Genomic DNA, 17,587 nt, shown 5'->3' with positions numbered 1-17,587 from the left:
GTTTCATGACAGCACACCGGTTTCAGCCGGCAGATCATATATGTCAAGGGCCGCCTGCAGCGCTTCCCCGGCTTTAACGGCAACACCGTGTCTGATCAGAATCGCTTCAAGTCCGGCCAGCACAAACAGTACATTTTCCTTTCTGCAGCTGTAGCCCATCGTTCCGATTCTCCAAATTTTCCCCTGCAGCGGACCGAACGAGCTGGCGATTTCAATTCCGAATTGAGACAAAAGCATCCTTCTGATCGATTCGCCGTCTGCTTCCGGCGGAATCTTCACACATGTGACGACAGGCAGCTTCGCCTCCGGATCGCCGAATAAATCAAGGCCCATCGCTGCAAGTCCCGCCGTAAGCGCTTTTTCATGACGCCGATGCCTGCGGAACCGTTCTTCAAGTCCTTCTTCCAGGACAAGGCGCACACCCTCCCGCAGCGCATAAAGCATTGCTGTCGCTTCTGTATGGTGATTCAGCCTTCTTTCACTCCAATAATCTTCGAGCTGGCTCAGATCAAAATAGTTGCTCGTAATGGGCCGATGACCGGACAGCATTTTGCCGTCAGCCGCCGTCGCAATGCCCCGTTCTACCTTTTTACGCGCGGCAATGACAGCGGCCGTCCGGTCATTATAAGTAATCGGCGCCATTCCGGAAGGGACCGATAGGCATTTTTGCGTTCCCCCGATGACTGCGTCAATCTTCCATTCATCCGTTTTTACGGCGCAGCCTCCGATCGTGGCCACGGCATCCACGATAAAGAGTGCGTCTTGGGCGCGGCACGCTTCTCCGATTTCTTTCAGCGGCTGAATCCGCCCCGTTGATGTTTCTCCGTGCACCATAGCGACGATTTTCGGGGAAATCTTTTTCATCTCGCTGATAATCTCGTCAGGCCGGAAGACCGCTCCCCATTCACACTCGATCGTATGAACGTCCGCTCCGTACCGCTCGGCGATTTCAGTCAGCAGGTATCCGAAGCGTCCGTATATCGGAATGAGCACGCTGTCGCCCGGTTCTATCACACTTGCGAGAACAGCCTCAATCCCCGCTCTTGATGTGCCGTCAATCGGATAGGCCCAGCGGTTTTCCGTTTGAAACAATTCACGGAGCATTTGCATCGTTTCGTTCATGATGCCGGTAAATGCCGGGTCAAACTGGCCGATGATCGGAGCGCCCATCGCCCTCAGCACTCTCGGTTCAGCTTCTGTCGGTCCCGGTGTCATAATCGTTCTTTGCGGAATGCACAATTCTTTTCTGGTCGGCATGCCGATTCCCCCTTTACGTTAATAGGCAAGTTTATGTAATACATTCGCCAGCGTAAGGACGCCGGTTTCAAGCTGATGTGCGGATGTGAATTCAAGCGGCGAGTGGCTGATCCCGCCACGGCTCGGCACAAACAGCATGCAGGCCGGAAAGGTTCTGCCGAGCATCTGGGCGTCATGTCCCGCTCCGCTTACGATTTTCTCCGGGTCCGCCCCCTGTTCTTTTGCAGCCTCCGCTGCGGTTCGCGTCAGTTTCTGATCCATTTGAACCGGCTCTATCCTCATATATTCATCAATAAAGGGTCTGACTCCTTTGCTGCGGCTGATGTTTTCAACAATCGATACCAGTTTCTGATGGAAGGCTGCCAGCACGTCTTCCTGCCGGTGGCGAATATCAACGGAAAACTGGATACGGCCCGGAATGACATTCGCCATATTCGGCTCAACCGTCATTTTCCCGCACGTCAGGCGGAGCTCTTCCGGCTGTCTTTCCGCTGAGAGCATGAGTTCATGGATGATGCTGCTTCCCGCCGCGAGCGGATCTTTCCGCCATTTCATTGAAGTGGTCCCCGCATGGTTGCATTCACCGTCAAGCGTAACGGTATAGCGTCTCTGTCCGGCAATCCCGGTGACAATCCCGATATCCTTTCCCGATCGTTCAAGCGTTTGCCCCTGTTCTATATGAATTTCCAGAAAGGCACTAATATCAGTGCGCAGCGGCGCCGGATAACGGCCTGCACCGAAGCCGTTATGCCGCATGGCTTCTTTCAGAGAAATGCCGGACGCGTCTTTCGGCGTTTCCGCATCTGAAAGTGAGAAAGCACCGGTGATATTGCCTGAGCCCCAATAGGTGATGGGAAAACGGCTCCCTTCCTCTTCACAGAGCGACACAGCTTCCAGCGTTTTTTTCGGACGCCCGCACGTCTCATGCAAATGCCGGATCGCCAGCATGCCCGCCAGCACGCCGAACGCACCGTCATATTTGCCGCCGTCAATAACAGTGTCAATATGCGACCCGGTCAGAATCACCTCATCAGGCGATTCTGTGCCGTTCAGCCGGCCGAATACGTTACCGACATCGTCAAATGCCGTTTCCAGCCCGAACGCCTCCATTTTCTTTTTGACGGCAAGCTGGGCGTCCATCCATTCTTTCGTATATAAAAGCCTCGTCACTCCGCCGGAAGCGGAAGCGCCGAATTGAGACAGCCATTGTATATCATCGGAAATCCCGATATTCGCCGCCGAAAGCTGCTGGTGTTCCATACACGCCCTCCTTTTTAAACTGCTGACAAGATGATCTTCATTATAGAAGGAGCGCATAACGAGTTCATTATCATATCTTCCAAAAAATCAATGATTTTCCGGATACTTTGACCAATAAGCCGAAGGAACCATTTTTCAAAAAAGATAGAATATTAGATTTATTTTTTGGATAATAGAGGTAAAGGAGGGCAAGTCATGACAAAAAAACTTTGGTTTCTGCCGATTGTCTGCCTGTTTTTCATTTTTGGATGGGCCGCGCCGTCAGCCTCTGCGGGCGCGCCGGCTGACACGAATCTGTACAGCCGGATGGCGGTTTCAACTGCCGGCGGCACAACTCTTTTTCCGCAAACTGCCTCAGCTGTCATCACTCCGTCTGCGGATACGGACACATATTACAAAGAAGCTTCCGGAAAAAGCGGAACAGCCTTAAAGAGCGCCCTGCACCGCATCATCAGCGGACATACAAAGCTGTCTTACAGCCAAGTATGGAATGCATTGAAGGAAACTGACGAAGATCCGGCAAATCCGAACAATGTCATCTTGCTCTACACCCAAGAATCACGGGCCAAAAGTAAAAACGGCGGCAGCGGCGGAGACTGGAACCGTGAACACGTATGGGCAAAGTCACACGGAAACTTCGGAACAGCTGCCGGCCCCGGGACGGACATTCATCATCTGCGCCCTGCAGACGTCCAGGTGAACAGTGCCAGAGGAAACATGGATTTTGATAACGGCGGCTCAGAATACCCGAAAGCGCCGGGCAATTATTACGACGGTGATTCCTGGGAACCGCGCGATGAGGTCAAAGGAGATGTCGCCCGCATGCTGTTTTACATGGCGGTGCGTTATGAAGGAGAAGACGGGTATCCTGACCTTGAGCTGAATGATAAAACCGGAAACGGCTCAGCTCCTTACATGGGAAAACTGTCCGTTTTGCTCAAATGGAATCAACAAGACCCCGTCGACAGTAAGGAAAAACGGCGGAACGAAATCATTTACGAAGACTATCAGCATAACCGCAATCCGTTTATCGACCATCCGGAATGGGCGGACGAAATCTGGTAATCGTATCATAAGAAGTGATAAGGGAGCCCCGATCATCAGGCTCCCTTTTTCAATATACGGCGTTTTTAGTGTCGGCATCAAAAAAGACGGCCCGGTTCATATTGACCGCAAGCAGAATGGCATCGCCGGGTTTCACCTGTGAAGCGCCGTCAAGACGGATCGTCATGCGGTTATTTCCGCTCACCGCATGAACGTACATCTCCGCGCCTAAGTTTTCACATACTTCCGCCACAGCGCGGCACACCGCTTCAGGCGGGTGCTCTGATTGTCCGGCAAGCGTCAATTGCTCCGGACGCAGCCCCGCAATCATCTCCTTACCGCTGTATCCTTTCTGCACAAGAACGGCCGCTTTTTCTTTCGGAATGGGCAGACGAACGGACGAACCGGCAAAATACCATTGCCCGTGACTTTCTTCAATGAGGCCTTTTATAAAATTCATACTCGGAGAACCGATAAAACCCGCCACAAACATATTCGCCGGATAATGATAAATCTCATGGGGGCTTGCGGCCTGCTGAATATCTCCTTCATTCATCACGACAATCCGGTCGCCCATTGTCATCGCTTCCGTCTGATCATGCGTCACATAAACGATGGTCGCTTTCAAACGCTGATGGAGCTTGCTGATTTCGGCGCGCATCGTCACTCGCAATTTCGCATCTAAGTTGGAAAGCGGCTCGTCCATCAGAAACACTTTCGGCTCCCGCACGATCGACCGGCCGAGCGCAACCCGCTGTTGCTGCCCGCCTGAGAGAGCCTTCGGTTTCCGCTTGAGCAGATGCCCGATTTCCAAAATATCAGCGGCCGTCCGGACTCGCTCTGCGATTTCTTTTTTCGGCAGCTTTCTGAGCTTCAAACCGAACGCCATATTGTCAAACACCGTCATGTGGGGATACAGCGCGTAATTCTGAAAAACCATCGCGATATCACGATCCTTCGGGGGCAGATCGTTTACCGCGTCTCCGTCGATATAAAGCTTCCCCTCAGAAATGCTCTCCAGTCCGGCAATCATTCTGAGTGTCGTAGATTTGCCGCAGCCGGAGGGACCGACAAGCACCAAAAGCTCCTCATCTTTTACATCTAAGTGAAAATCCTTCACTGCCGCCGATTGGGCGCCGTATGTTTTTTTGATATGGTCAAATGTTAATGATGCCATTCGAAACCTCCTCCAATACTGGAAACCGCCACATCTTTCTGTTATGTTAAAAATGTTCGGGGTTTCTGACAGATTCATAAATCAAAAGCAAATTTGTATTATAACGTCATAATACATATAATAGTACTACTACTTGACAAAGGAGGTCCGTCCCATTGTTAAATAACGGGAGCTCGAAACCTTTATATATTCAGCTGAAACAAATTATCGCGGACGATATCAAGAAGGGCGTTTATTCGCCGTCCGTAAAACTGCCGACTGAAAATGAGCTGTGCGAAACGTACAACGTGAGCCGCATAACGGTCAGGAAGGCCATCCTTGATCTTGTGGAAGAAGGCTGGCTCGTCCGGCAGCAGGGAAAGGGAACGTTCGTTAAAAGCCCTAAACTGAAGCGGGAGCTCATCGCGGTCAACGGCTACTCTGAATTTATGGAATCAACGGGGAAAAAACCGAAACACCAGATCCTTTCTCATGAAATCATTGAAGCGCCTAAATCCATCGCCCAAAAACTTCGCGTCGATTCCGAAAGTCCCGTTCTTGAATTAAAACGCATTTTATTTCACGACGACCAGCCGCTCTCATTCGAAATCGCCCACTATCCGCTCAGTTTATTTCCCGACATCGGCAAGCATATTAAAGGCGGCGTGTCGATGCATGACATTTTGAAACAGCACTATCAGGTGGTGCCAACCCATAATACGAAGCTGTTAAATGTCGTATATGCCAAGCAGGAAGAAAGCCGCTATCTGGCTTGTGATATCGGGGATGCGCTTTTTGAAATTGACAAAACCGCTTTTATGTCAAAAGACCAGCCGATATACAGCTCGCTGTTTGTAATGCATACCGACCGCGTCACGTTTACCATTAACAGTCCCTATGCGTAACAAGTATAAAAAACGAGACAATGCTTATCGTATTCTCGTTTTTTCACTGCTTTTCCCGCCGCCCGGCCTGTAGGGATGCCCGTAACCGAACGCTCCGAACCCTCCGCATGTTTTGGCAGCCGTCCCGGCGGCCGCAGTAAGCGCTCGCCGAATATCCTGGTGCTCGAAGAAATCGGTAAGAAACCCGGCGATAAAAGAATCACCCGCGCCCAATGTATCTATTATATCAGCTCTTACCACCGGCTGATGATAGACGCGTTCCCCATCCGATAACACCGCGCCATATTCCCCCCTTGTCAGACAGACGATTTTCGCTCCGAAACCGCGGGCTTTTTCGGCAAGCCGCACACATTCACTTTCACTCAAATCACTCCCGGAAAAAAACGCATACGTCACGTACGGACAGACTGCTTCTAAATAGGCTTCGTCACGTTTTACAGAGAAGTCAAAGGAAATCGGCACATGGCCGCTCAGCATCGGAAGGTCACGTTCTATCCTGCTGTATACGCTCGTATGAAGCAGATCATGTCCGGCGATAAATGAGATGTCATTCTCCTGAAAAGCGAGCGTCAGACGCGATTGCACGCCGCCTTTATTTGATCCGGCAAATATCCTGTCCCCTCTTTCATCAAGCGTGACGACCGCCATCCCGTTTTCTCCGTATGCCCGGCGGATCAGATCGGCATTCACCTTTTCCAATTTCAGCACATTCAATACGTGATCCGCCGCTTCATCACTGCCGAGAATCCCGATATAAGAAGTTTCGTGGCCTAAGCGCCGGGCAAGCACGGCTACATTTAACGCATTTCCGCCCGGGTAAAACGTCTCCTGATCCTGATAATAATCTACTACATTATCTCCGGCCGCTATCAGTTTCATCTTTTCATCCCCCTTATCCTTTCACGCTTCCCGCTGCAATGCCGCGGATAAAATATCTCTGCATCAATAAAAACAACGCGATGATCGGAGCAGCAGAAATCGTCAGCCCGGCCAGCAGCACGCCCCAATCCGTCTGCAGCGCATCTCTGAACTGCATCAGCCCGGCCGGAATCGTCCGTAAATTTTCATCATCGATAAAAATAATCGCAAACATAAACTCATTCCATGTATGGTAAGCCGTCAAAATGCCTGATGTCACAAGAATCGGCACGCTCATAGGTAAGAATATTCTGAAAAATATTCCGAAACTTGTACATCCATCCAGATAGGCAGCTTCCTCAAGCTCTTTGGAAATCGACAAAAAATAGGAACGGATCAGAATCACGGTAAACGGAATACGATAGGCGGCGTACGGAAGAATCAATGCCCAATACGTATTGTACAGTCCCAATGACTGGATAATGGAGTACAGCGGCACAAGACTGACCTGCGGCGTCAGCATCAAGCCGCCAAGACAAATGATCAGCACAAACCCTTTTCCTTTAAATTGAAAACGGGCCAGCCCGTATGCCGCCCAGGCGCTCACAAATACGGTGATGAGACAAGTCAGCACGGTCACAATGACGCTGTTCATAAAATAAGCGGAAATCCCTTGGTTCCATGCGGATACGAAGTTTTCGGGATGCCAGACAGAGGGCAGCGACCAGCTGTGCTCAAAAATCTCATCCGAGCTTTTAAAGGCGCTGACCGCCATCCATAACAGCGGATAAGCAACGGCAATGAGGTAGATAAAGAGAAACAGCCACACAGACGTTTCCCCGACATACCATTTTCTCGGTTTTCCGCCTGTTCTGACGGCCTGACGGGCATGACGCAAGTCTGTCTTTTCAGGAAGCATCGGCTACTCCTCCTTTCCGGTCTTAAAGAATTTCATCTGAATAAGCGACAGAGCAAGCGTCAGCAAAAGCACCACCGTCGCGATCGCAGAAGCGTAGCCCATCATATCCTTTGTAAAAGCGCTCTTATACAAAAATGTGCTCAGCACTTCTGAAGCATTGCCCGGCCCTCCGCCGGTCAGAATATACGGTTCATTAAATACGGTAAATGCGCCGGTCAGCGTCATCACCACGGCAACAAACGACATTTCTTTCGTCTGCGGCACCGTAATGTGAAAAAACTGCTGGATTTTTCCGGCTCCGTCCAGCTGCGCCGATTCATATAATTCAGCGGGAATGCTCTGAATCGAGACAATGTACAGCATGGCGATGTAACCGACAGACTGCCATTGAGACACAAAAATGACAGACAGCATAGCGGTGTTTTCATCGCCCAGCCACGCCCGGGTCAGTTCATCAAGTCCGACGGCTTCCAGCAGCTGATTCAAGAGACCGATTTCCGGGTTATAAATAAAATCAAACAACAGCGCAATAACGGTCATGGAAATAACGACCGGAAGAAAAAAGACCGTGCGGAAAAACGGCGACCATTTTCTTACCAATCTGTCTTCCAGCACGGCCGCCAGAATTAAGCCGCCGCCAACCTGGCAAATCAGCGATATGACCGCATACAGCACATTGTTGCGGAGTGCTGTAAAAAACACGGGATCGTGAAACAGGTCAATATAATTTTTCAAACCGATAAACGTCTTTTCGGGTTGAAATGAGCTCCATTCAAACAGACTGAAAAACACATTCTCAATAATCGGAATGTAAACGAACAGCAGAAAAATCAGCGCGGGCGCGAGAAACAGATACGGAATGAAACGTTTTCGGCTGACCAAGGAAATCCTCATCTCCTTTCTCCAAAGAAATCTGTTCTATTCAGATGACGCTCTGACCTGACGCGCCGCTTTCTGCACGGAATTCATCACCTCGCGCGGTGTCATTGTGCCGCCGAGCATCTGCTGAACGCCTGCCGCATACACATCGGCGATTTCAACGTCAACGTCCATATCAAACCACGGCACCATTGATTCGGCGCGGACGATATCCTGCACGGCTTCGCGCTGGATCGGGGCGGAATTGTTTTCTGTCGCCGTTCCTTGAACCGCGCTGTATTTACCGACGTCTTTTATCAGCTTCTCTCCCATTTTTTTCGAGGTTAAAAACTGAAGAAATTCCATGGCTTCTTTCGGGTGCTTCGTTTTTGAGGAAATCATAAATCCTTCCGGAGATCCGGTCAGTGCACGGGGAGATCCCTTTTCGCCGCTGATTTTCGGGAAAGGAAACAAGCCCAGATTGACCGGTTCGACGAGCTTAATTTCTGCCGTTTCCGCATAAATCATCGCCGCTTTGCCGCTTGTAAACTGCTGGCGCACGTATTCGTGATCAACGGAGTTCACGTGCTTTGTAAAGTACGGCAGAAGTTCCTGAAGCTTTTCAAGCGCTTTGACATAGCCTTCGTCTGTAAACTCCCCGGTTTCCGGGCTGTAATCCTTCGCCCGCGTTTTTTCATCCACCATACGCTGGTTCAGCGTCCCGATATAATGAGAAATCGTCCAAGGCGCTTTTGTGCCGAAACTGATCGGAATATATCCGTTCTCTTTCAATTTCTCAGAGACTGTGATCAGTTCATCCCATGTCGCCGGGGGCTTCAAATGTAATGTATGAAAAATGTCCTTATTATAAAAGAATGATTTAGCGTCCATTTGCCACGGAACACCGTACTGTTTTCCGTCATGAGTAAAGGGTTTGATTTGTGACTGCACAAGCTGTGAGGACCAATCTTTATCCTGCTGATAGTAAGACGACAGATCGAGGGCTTTATCTCCTTTGATGAATTTATAAGCAAACCGGTCGCTCCATGAAAAGAAAATATCAGGGGGGCTCGTTGTTCCGAGCATGACTTTCACCTTGTCTTTATAAGAATCGTTTAAGACCGCTTCCGTTTGGATATGAATATCCGGATGAGCGGCTTCAAATTCTTTGACCGCTTCTTCAAAATAGCTTTTTTCCGGCTCCTTCGGCCACCTGTGAAAAAACTTCAAGGTCACTTTTCCGTCAGAGGAACTGCTTTGGCTTGAACAGGCGGCGGCTGACAGACATACGGCTAACAGAACGAACAGGCAGATGAGCTTTTTCAGATGCTTTTCCTCCTTTGTCACCGGACTATAACGTTATATGTCATTATAGTCCGGTGAAATATAATGCGCGTTCTTAATATTCGACTTTCCACATGTAACGCCGCTGGCTTAACGGATGGTTCCTTGCTTCCGCCAGCGCATCCGCATAGCTTCTGAGCACCCGGTTTAATACGAGAGGAGCCAGATAGCCTTTTACAGAATCGTCAATTCCGGAAAAATCATATGCTGCCGCATCAAGCACAGTCAGTTTTTTGCCGTATCTTTTTGAGAAGGAAAGCGCCCGCTCTTCAAGGGGTCTTGTTTCGTCTAAGCCGAGCAGGATAATAAATGGAACGGATTCATCAATGATTTCGAACGGTCCGTGAAAATATTCTCCGGCATGAATGGCGTGGGAATGAATCCATTGCATTTCCATGAGAATGCAGATGCTGTAGGAGTAAGCGACGCCGTAGTTCGCACCGCTTGCCATCGTGTAAATGATATCTTCTTTTTCGTGGGCTTTCGCGAATGCCTTTGCGTGATCCGCTTCTTGTTTAAGCGCTTTGTCATATACGGTCTGGAGCTTATTGAGTCCGTCGATCGCCTGCTCAAACGCGGGATGGTTTTCCAGCACGTGTAAAGCGCCGAACACGATTTGATACAGAACCCCGTAATTCGTATTTATCGCCTGTGCGTTCTCACCCCAGTCATAAACCGCGACATATTCGGCTTCTTTCGCTAACGGCGAATCAGGCTCATAGGTCATCGCAATTGTAAGCGCGCCTTTTTTTCTGGCGAAACCGGCGGCTTTCACCGTTTCCGGCGTATTGCCTGAATGAGAACATAAAATCACGAGAGAGTTCTCTCCGAGCTGAACGGGATTGCGCTGAATAAATTCATTTGAACTGTAGAGATCAGAGCTGATGGCTTTCGCCTCTCTGTCAAACACGTACTTGCTCGGATACATAATGGCTGAAGAACCCCCGCAAGCGACGAAAAAGACGTGGTCAATCGTTTTTCCTTTCAGATCATCCAAGAAAGCCTGAACCTTGTGATTCACTTGTGCGGCAGTTTGACTCAAATCCTTCACTCCTCAGTGTTTTATTATATAACGTTATATAACATTATATAACGTTATATTAATCGCAACAAAGGTGCGTTGTCAATCATATTTTCTGAAATTTCTAAAATATAAAATAAACCCGCCTTATTTCCCGCCCTCTCTTGACCTGACCCTTAGAGACACGTTTAGAATGAAAAGCAGGGAGTGATTCAGAATGAATATAAAAGAAGCCGCCAGGCAGACGGGTCTCACGAAAAAAGCCATCAAATATTATGAGCAGGAAGGTTTAATCACCGTCAGCAAAAACCCTGATAACGGATACCGTGAGTATTCCGCTCAGAACGTGAATACGCTGAAAATGATTGCCGCCCTCCGAATGCTGGCACTGTCTGTAAGCGATATTAAAGCGTTCCTCTTAGAGGGCAGCAGTCTGCATGATATACTGCGCCAGCAGCATCAAAAGCTCAGCCGGCAGATTGAAGAGCTTGAGCAGGAACGGAAACTGACTGAAATGCTGATCAAGCGCGTGGAAGATGAGGAAAATGTCGATTCAATTTTGCATGATATCGGCGAGGTCAAAATAGATGAACCGAAGTATATGGGACTTCAGCTGAAAAAACTGTTCCCGGGAGATTTCGGAGAATTTATCGCCGCGCTGTTTGAACCGTTCCTCGACTTTTCTATTGATACAGATGAGAAAAAAGCGATATGGGCGGAGCTTATTAAAGTATTGGATGATATGGAAGAAGTTCCGGCTGCACACCCGATGATGCAGCTGGTCGGCAAGGAGGATCCGGCTCAGCTCCAGCAGCACAAAGTCCAGCATGACCAATTTATCGAGCGGATTTTGGAGAGAGACCCCGCCACTTGGGACACTCATAAAAACATCATCATTCAGCTTGTGAAAAGAGTGCAGACAGATGAAGAATACAGAGAAAGCCTGATCAAGGTCGGAGAATCCGCTTCTGATCTGCCCGCGCTGAAGGCGGGATCGCCTTTCAGCAATCTTCTTCAAAAGCTCAGCCCGAAATATGACACGTACGTGCGACTTCAGCTTGAACTGAAAAAAGAAGCCGACGAGGAACTCGGCTTTGATTCAGAAGCATATTTAAAACAGATGCTTCAATCAAAAAAACGCTAAGGTTCGTCTCCTTAGCGTTTTCTTTCTTCAGCCTCAGTGCTGCGCGTTAATGCGGTCAACGACATTAGCGATGAGCTGCTCTTTTCCTAAGTCGGAATCTTCGTCAACGCTTGCTACTGTCAAAATGATGGCCGCTACCGCAAGAGCGATCGTCTCAATGGCGGCCGCCGCGTTTAAAAATACCCATACAGCCGTTGCGCATTGGCCGATGGCCGTTGATTTTCCTTTGTCCATGCTCTTTTTGTCAAACTCTTCTTTCAGCACTTTCGCCATAATCTGCGAACCTTGATCAATGACGCTGTTCACTTTCTCATAATCGCCGCTGTAGACCGCCGCTTTCAACTCTTTAAAATAATCCGGCGATGACTTTTTAATATCAGCGATCACCTGATCGGAAACTTGCTTTAATTCATCCTGATCAATCTTTTTGACAGCCTTGGTATCCCATACTTCAGGAAGGAGCTTTGCGACCTCACCTTGTCCGAAAAAGATGCCGGAAAAAATGTCTTCACCCGAATAAGAGACGGATGGCTCAGTTTTCGCCGCGGCATGCGGGCCGACTAATGCAACCATTAAAACAAACACCAGCATCATGGCAGCTGCGGACTTCTTGCTTTTAACCATATAATTTCCTCCTTTTCCTTTTATTGAAAAAAATGTATCTGATAAAAAGGGGATTGTAATGGTTCAAAGCTACTGTTTTCTCTGCCGGCACCAAAAACAGGACCAAAATACCAGCCACCGTAATGGAAAACGAGGTAAGCCCCAGCATAACGGCAAAGATTTCGTGCATAAAAATGGATATAAACAATATCAGACGCCAATATGTTTTCGGAGCGAACAAAGCGCAGAACATAATGGTTTGCACAATAAGCGTGCCCCAAGTCGGGATGATGACAAGCTTGGACTGCAGGATAAAGTCAAACAGACCGTGAAGCGCATCCGGCAGACCCAGCATCGGATCGTTCAAATAGTAATAAACGGCAGTTCCGTTCTGCCACTCTTCTTCCATCAGTTTGGCAATGACGGAGTTAAAATACAGCATTGCGACCTGTATTCTGATGATTGTCAGCGTCGCCCAGCACAAGGAGCGGTAATAAGGCTCAAGCGGCCTTTTCTCAAAAGACGCCTCGTACGGAGACCAGTGCCATTTCCGCGGATCGGTTAACGTCAGCGGGAGCAGCAGCAGTGTAAAAACGGCAGCCACCTGATCTCCTCCGTCAAGGGTAACGGCGGAGTTTTGGAAGCTGTACGAAATCCACCAGTGAAAAAAACCGGTGATTCGCGGCCGCCAGCCAATGACGACAAGGATTAACATACAGATACAAACGGCTTTGACGATCTCAATGTAACGGAAATCGGGAAACAGCAGAAACAGGCTGAACGTGTCGGAAAAACTGAGCATTTGATTTTGCGTTTTGAAGAAGACAGATGCCGGATTGAACAGCAATGTCAGCAGCGTGCCGAGGGCGATTAAGCTTCTGGCAAGCCCGTACACATTTGTCCAAGGCGGATTCTTCATCATCCATAAGGTGAGCTGCTTTTTTGCATCCTGAATCAATTGACATCCACTCCGATGTATTTTTTGATGGTTCTTTTCGTTTCGGTATGCTGGCTCCATGCCCATGGGGTAATGCGTTCATATGTAATGATCATTTTCCCTTTCAGCCTTGGGGAGGGGGACTCATTTTTCATTTTCAGAAATGTGGTATCCTTAAAGTCTTGACCAGCCGAAAAGTCATTCCACTTCTCTTTGGAAGGCAGCTTTTCCAGCATAAGGCCGAGCTCTATCCCTTGCGTCCGCCCGTAGCGGTTTAAACCGATCACATTTTTCAGAGAATTATTCGGCCATCTGAGCTCCTCATCGGCATCAAGAAGATAGATGTTCAAGCTGTCTTCTCTCGGATCTTTACTGAAAAATCCCCAGCTTTGCGGATAAATCATGGAAACGGTTTTGGATTGATGCTTGGTTAATTGGATGGCGGAGCTTGGCAGTGCCGCGATGACGGTAAAAAACAAAACGATGATCCAGGCGGCCATGATAAAAAGAAAGAATGAAAACATGCTGGTTTGCTTCTTGTCAGTCAATTGAAACCCTCCTAGCGTATGGAAATTTCATTGACATGATTATACACCAATCAACAGGTAAAATATTGATAAATTAGATTTTTCGAACTAATATACTATTATATGTAAAAAGGAGTGTTCATATGTTTTTGATGAATGATAAAGTGCTGTGGGGAGCTGTGGTTCTCGCCTTTATTCTGTCGATTGTGTTTTATCCGTTTCTTCCTGCTGATATGGCCATTCACTATGACGTGTCAAACCGTCCGAATACATCAATCAATAAAACGGCCGGCGTCCTGATTTTTCCTGTGCTCATGATGATCTGCATGTTATTCAGAAAAAAGGCCGTCCAGCTATTCCTCGTCGTTTACTGTCTGCTGATCGTGCATATTGCCGTGATGTGGCTGGCACTGTAAACATAAAGAAAACCGGAGCCCTTAAGCTCCGGTTTTTCTTATTTATAAAATACTTTCTCAATGTTGTATTTCGACTGAAGGGTATTGATCGCGTACGTTTCGTAAATCTCCCTTTCCATCGGATCATTTACGACACATACTTCAATTTTATACACTTCGTCCCTGTGATGTTTAACAGGCGACACATTGTCTTCAAAATGCTTTTTGATTCTTTGTCTTAATTTACGGGCTTTCCCGACAAACAGCAGCTCATCATGAATGTTATAAAACATAAATATGCCGCCTTTGTCTCTCGGAATTTGGTGAAAATCAATGAAACCGTAAATCGCTTTAATCGCCGGTTCATTCTCCGACGGTGACTGCTGCCGTTCCGTAATGGTTACATCAGGAGCAGGAAGGTTTATTTTTATCAAAATGGGTCACGTCCTCTTATTCATTAAAGCTCCATCCTATCATAAGAATGCGCCAAAAGCTATTTTTTATTCAAGCGCCCCGGCCGGATCATAAAGGCTTAAATCAATTTCCGTCTGCTGACCGAGCGCGAGTTTCGCCAGTTCAGCCCCCAGATACGGCCCGCTCGTCAGTCCTGAGGCGCCCAGCCCGTTGGCAACGAGGAGTCCGCTGATATTCGGCACTTTGCCGATGACAGGAAGAAAGCCGGGAGTAAACGGCCTGAAACCGACTCTTGTCTCTATTACAGTACTGTCTGAAAGGCCCGGCGCCACGGTTAATGCTTTGTCAAAAATCTCGCGGAGGCCGCCGGCCGTCACCCGCAAATCCATGCCGGTATCGTTTTCATGAGTCGCACCCGCTATGATTCTGCCGCTGTCAAAGGCGAGAATGTATTGATCGTTTGGGGGCATGACGACGGGCCAGCCGCCCGTATCCTCTCCCTGAAGCTCTAAATGAACGATCTGCGCCTTTTGGTATGATACTGAAAAACGGATGCCGAGCGGCTCAAGCAGCTCTCTCGCCCAAGCGCCGGCCGTTACGAGAACCTGGCCGGCAGTAAGCGTGCGTTCTGCGGTTTTCACACCGATGACGGCACCGTCCTCAGTCAATATTGACGCTTCTTCATTGTAAACAGCCGCGCCGTGCTTAACGGCCGCACTTAACAGCGCCTTACGAAGCGCCCTCCCGTTCACCCGGGCCGCGCCGCTGACATGAACTGCCCCGAATTCCTCCGACAGCGCGGGGAACAGCGCCTTCGTTTCTGCCGGTGTCAGTCTTGTAATGTCACCGATTTCAGGGGCGTCTTCTCTTCTTTTATAAGCTCTTTCCTCCATTTGGCTGAGCTTTTTTTCATCTGTATGGAGGCTGACGGCACCGACCTTTTGATAACCGGTTTCTGTTTCTCCGTCCGCTTCAAGCTGCTGTATCAATCGTTCATAATAACGGGCGCCGCCTTTTGCGATCGCATACCATGCCTGATTGCGCCGCTGCGACAGCCACGGGCAAACGATCCCCGCCGCGGCGTCAGTCGCCTGCCCCGGGTGTTTCCGGTCAATGACCGTTACATCCGCCCCGGCCTTTGCGAGATGATAAGCCGCGGACGCACCGAGAATGCCGGCCCCGATAATCATATAAGACTTCATGTGTAACACCTTTTCTATCTGTTTTGTCTTATTTATTTTAACAAATGGAGCGCTTTGCTTCGACCTTTTGCCCCCATATGAAAAAGCAGAAGGTCGACCAATCTCTTCGCTCTCCTATCAAAGATTCCATCTATCAATAGAGAAAAGGTGATGTCTTAAACGTAAATCATCATGGATGTGAAGAAAACACAGACCCTAAATCGACAATCGCAAGCTTTCAAACAGCAGCCAGTATCAATTCAAAAGTCATAATCAACGTATATACAGATCAAGAACAAAAGAGAACATCAAAGAACGCGGCTAAGTATCAAGCCCCGTCCTTATTGAGAGGATAAAGGCATTATCACTATTATCCTTCCACTATATAAACTGATCTATCATACTATTTTTTAGTAAAAACAAAAGTATAGTATCCATCAGCTTCTCCGGTTTTCATCTTAATCGCTGATCTTCCATAGGCTGATTTACTGCTGATTTTACCATGCATTGTAGAATACTGCGTTAGGGTACCTGTAGACTTTCTTTTGTATGGTTTAAAGGCTATATATCCAGATTGGCCTTTTTTGAGCGTAAAGGAATATGTAGTAGAATAAGATTTTGCTGACGTAAAATTAAAACTAGCTCCATAGTTTATAGCTTGAATTTCTGATGAAGCATTAACACTGTAAGACTTAGATACAGTAGCTTGCGTCTGTTTATCTACTCTGCACGATGATGTAGTACACTTAATTGTTGCTGAAACTTTAATAGGGTCACCATAATATTTAGTGGCTGATTTTTCTTTATATCTCCAATATCTAAGATCAACGTCAGCATAGGGCTTAAATTCTAATTCGTCATTACTTTCCTCAGAAACAACAAACTCATTCTCTAAATCTTCGTTTTCTTTTATTTCAGTCGTTTTTTCATATTCATCTTTTGAAACAGGTACAAGCCCATGTTCTGACGCTTTGAATGGTGCGATTACTGCACCTTGTTCCTCATCATAAAATTTTTCTACATTTGAATCAGATAGATTAATGGTATATTGCTCGACAGCGAATCCTTTCGAGGGATTTCCAAAAACCATCAAAAATACCACGAAAACTGCAATCAAAAGCGTAACTTTCTTTTTCATATACACCCTCCTTATTTTATGACACATCAAAATATTACCAGAGAAGTATATTTTTGTAAACTAGGTGTGATTAATTTATACTAGGAATTAACAAATAATATATTCCAGATTTCTTATCCACATGAGGGGTTACATTATTATCTGTCTGAGTTTCAATTTTCAGATTTTTCGTTTTGTTAAATCCAGCATATAACTTATATTTTTTACCTGAATAAGACTTTACATCAAATGAAATATCTGTCTTATTATTCTGATTTTTAAGCGCTACACCATTTCCATTCTTTACCCATATAACTTTTTTATCTTTCCATGCCAATGTTCCTGTTCCTATACCCATTTGTTTATTTTCTTCAAATTTGTATATCACAACTTTTTCATTGTCAATTTCCTTTGTTTCATATATAAAATCAGTGATATAAGGTGATTCTTGTTTAGCATACTGTAAAGCTTCATGTTCAGTATTAAATTTTTTCGCTGAATCAGGAGTTTCATTATTCTTAATAAAAAACAAACTGATTATGAAAATAATACAGATGACCAATAAACAAATAATGATCTTTTTCCCCTTCATAACAATAGTCCTCCAATTTAGAAACATATTAGCTATTATTATAGCAATTTTACAG

At 47.3% G+C, this 17,587-nt stretch carries 18 protein-coding genes and 1 pseudogene; 4 read left to right on the top strand and 15 right to left on the bottom strand.

Annotation, left to right across the window (positions count from 1 at the left end; genetic code table 11):
- Positions 1-3: 3 nt before the first annotated feature.
- Both CXL14_RS07915 and allC read right to left on the bottom strand, forming a co-directional pair.
- The gene (locus CXL14_RS07915) at positions 4-1,257 is read right to left on the bottom strand and encodes a pyridoxal-phosphate-dependent aminotransferase family protein (RefSeq protein WP_014418808.1); all 1,254 of its coding nucleotides are present in this window, start codon (positions 1,255-1,257) and stop codon (positions 4-6) included.
- A gap of 18 nt (positions 1,258-1,275) precedes the next feature.
- Positions 1,276-2,517 (bottom strand): allantoate deiminase, encoded by a 1,242-nt coding sequence (gene allC, locus CXL14_RS07910; protein WP_014418809.1) that lies wholly within the window; start codon positions 2,515-2,517, stop codon positions 1,276-1,278.
- Positions 2,518-2,712: 195 nt separating this feature from the next.
- Between allC and CXL14_RS07905 the strand changes: the two genes are divergently transcribed.
- Positions 2,713-3,582 (top strand): endonuclease I family protein, encoded by an 870-nt coding sequence (locus CXL14_RS07905; protein WP_014418810.1) that lies wholly within the window; start codon positions 2,713-2,715, stop codon positions 3,580-3,582.
- Positions 3,583-3,631: 49 nt separating this feature from the next.
- Here CXL14_RS07905 and CXL14_RS07900 read toward each other — a convergent pair whose 3' ends face one another.
- The gene (locus tag CXL14_RS07900; protein ID WP_014418811.1) at positions 3,632-4,738 is read right to left on the bottom strand and encodes an ABC transporter ATP-binding protein; all 1,107 of its coding nucleotides are present in this window, start codon (positions 4,736-4,738) and stop codon (positions 3,632-3,634) included.
- Between the two features lie 155 nt (positions 4,739-4,893).
- On the opposite strand from CXL14_RS07900, the gene CXL14_RS07895 reads away from it, so the two are divergent.
- The gene (locus tag CXL14_RS07895; RefSeq protein WP_014418812.1) at positions 4,894-5,622 is read left to right on the top strand and encodes a transcriptional regulator FrlR; all 729 of its coding nucleotides are present in this window, start codon (positions 4,894-4,896) and stop codon (positions 5,620-5,622) included.
- A gap of 24 nt (positions 5,623-5,646) precedes the next feature.
- On the opposite strand, the gene CXL14_RS07890 is transcribed toward CXL14_RS07895, so the two are convergent.
- From CXL14_RS07890 to CXL14_RS07870, 5 genes are all read right to left on the bottom strand, one after another.
- On the bottom strand, positions 5,647-6,501 hold the full coding sequence (locus CXL14_RS07890; protein WP_007613586.1) for a PfkB family carbohydrate kinase: 855 nt from the start codon (positions 6,499-6,501) through the stop codon (positions 5,647-5,649).
- A 13-nt stretch (positions 6,502-6,514) separates the two neighbouring features.
- Positions 6,515-7,399, bottom strand: a complete 885-nt coding sequence (locus tag CXL14_RS07885; protein WP_003151895.1) for a carbohydrate ABC transporter permease — start codon at positions 7,397-7,399, stop codon at positions 6,515-6,517.
- Between the two features lie 3 nt (positions 7,400-7,402).
- The gene (locus CXL14_RS07880; RefSeq protein WP_012118373.1) at positions 7,403-8,293 is read right to left on the bottom strand and encodes a carbohydrate ABC transporter permease; all 891 of its coding nucleotides are present in this window, start codon (positions 8,291-8,293) and stop codon (positions 7,403-7,405) included.
- A gap of 24 nt (positions 8,294-8,317) precedes the next feature.
- Positions 8,318-9,583 (bottom strand): ABC transporter substrate-binding protein, encoded by a 1,266-nt coding sequence (locus CXL14_RS07875; protein ID WP_025650319.1) that lies wholly within the window; start codon positions 9,581-9,583, stop codon positions 8,318-8,320.
- A gap of 73 nt (positions 9,584-9,656) precedes the next feature.
- On the bottom strand, positions 9,657-10,643 hold the full coding sequence (locus CXL14_RS07870; RefSeq protein ID WP_014418814.1) for an SIS domain-containing protein: 987 nt from the start codon (positions 10,641-10,643) through the stop codon (positions 9,657-9,659).
- Between the two features lie 196 nt (positions 10,644-10,839).
- Between CXL14_RS07870 and CXL14_RS07865 the strand changes: the two genes are divergently transcribed.
- Positions 10,840-11,766, top strand: a complete 927-nt coding sequence (locus CXL14_RS07865) for a MerR family transcriptional regulator (protein ID WP_014418815.1) — start codon at positions 10,840-10,842, stop codon at positions 11,764-11,766.
- A 33-nt stretch (positions 11,767-11,799) separates the two neighbouring features.
- On the opposite strand, the gene CXL14_RS07860 is transcribed toward CXL14_RS07865, so the two are convergent.
- The 3 genes and pseudogenes from CXL14_RS07860 to CXL14_RS07850 form a co-directional block, all read right to left on the bottom strand.
- Positions 11,800-12,390 (bottom strand): sporulation delaying protein family toxin, encoded by a 591-nt coding sequence (locus tag CXL14_RS07860; RefSeq protein ID WP_007410098.1) that lies wholly within the window; start codon positions 12,388-12,390, stop codon positions 11,800-11,802.
- 84 nt (positions 12,391-12,474) lie between these two features.
- Positions 12,475-13,291: pseudogene (locus CXL14_RS07855) on the bottom strand (sporulation-delaying protein SdpB family protein); the annotation flags it as partial.
- A 32-nt stretch (positions 13,292-13,323) separates the two neighbouring features.
- On the bottom strand, positions 13,324-13,854 hold the full coding sequence (locus CXL14_RS07850; RefSeq protein ID WP_017418969.1) for an SdpA family antimicrobial peptide system protein: 531 nt from the start codon (positions 13,852-13,854) through the stop codon (positions 13,324-13,326).
- Positions 13,855-13,976: 122 nt separating this feature from the next.
- On the opposite strand from CXL14_RS07850, the gene CXL14_RS07845 reads away from it, so the two are divergent.
- Positions 13,977-14,249: a DUF1648 domain-containing protein gene (locus tag CXL14_RS07845; RefSeq protein ID WP_014418818.1), complete on the top strand. Its 273-nt coding sequence runs from the start codon at positions 13,977-13,979 to the stop codon at positions 14,247-14,249.
- Positions 14,250-14,287: 38 nt separating this feature from the next.
- Here the strand turns inward: CXL14_RS07845 and CXL14_RS07840 are convergent, their stop codons facing one another.
- From CXL14_RS07840 to CXL14_RS07825, 4 genes are all read right to left on the bottom strand, one after another.
- Positions 14,288-14,662, bottom strand: a complete 375-nt coding sequence (locus tag CXL14_RS07840) for a nucleotide excision repair endonuclease (protein ID WP_007410094.1) — start codon at positions 14,660-14,662, stop codon at positions 14,288-14,290.
- Between the two features lie 66 nt (positions 14,663-14,728).
- Positions 14,729-15,844 (bottom strand): NAD(P)/FAD-dependent oxidoreductase, encoded by a 1,116-nt coding sequence (locus CXL14_RS07835; RefSeq protein ID WP_014418819.1) that lies wholly within the window; start codon positions 15,842-15,844, stop codon positions 14,729-14,731.
- Positions 15,845-16,226: 382 nt separating this feature from the next.
- On the bottom strand, positions 16,227-16,961 hold the full coding sequence (locus CXL14_RS07830; RefSeq protein WP_014418820.1) for a DUF6060 domain-containing protein: 735 nt from the start codon (positions 16,959-16,961) through the stop codon (positions 16,227-16,229).
- A 70-nt stretch (positions 16,962-17,031) separates the two neighbouring features.
- On the bottom strand, positions 17,032-17,532 hold the full coding sequence (locus CXL14_RS07825) for a hypothetical protein (protein ID WP_014418821.1): 501 nt from the start codon (positions 17,530-17,532) through the stop codon (positions 17,032-17,034).
- Positions 17,533-17,587: the final 55 nt, after the last annotated feature.

It is taken from the genome of Bacillus sp. SJ-10 (assembly GCF_002843505.1).
Lineage (GTDB): Bacteria > Bacillota > Bacilli > Bacillales > Bacillaceae > Bacillus > Bacillus velezensis.
The sequence above is the reverse complement of the archived record's forward strand: the minus strand, read 5'-3'. Positions and strand labels throughout refer to the sequence as shown.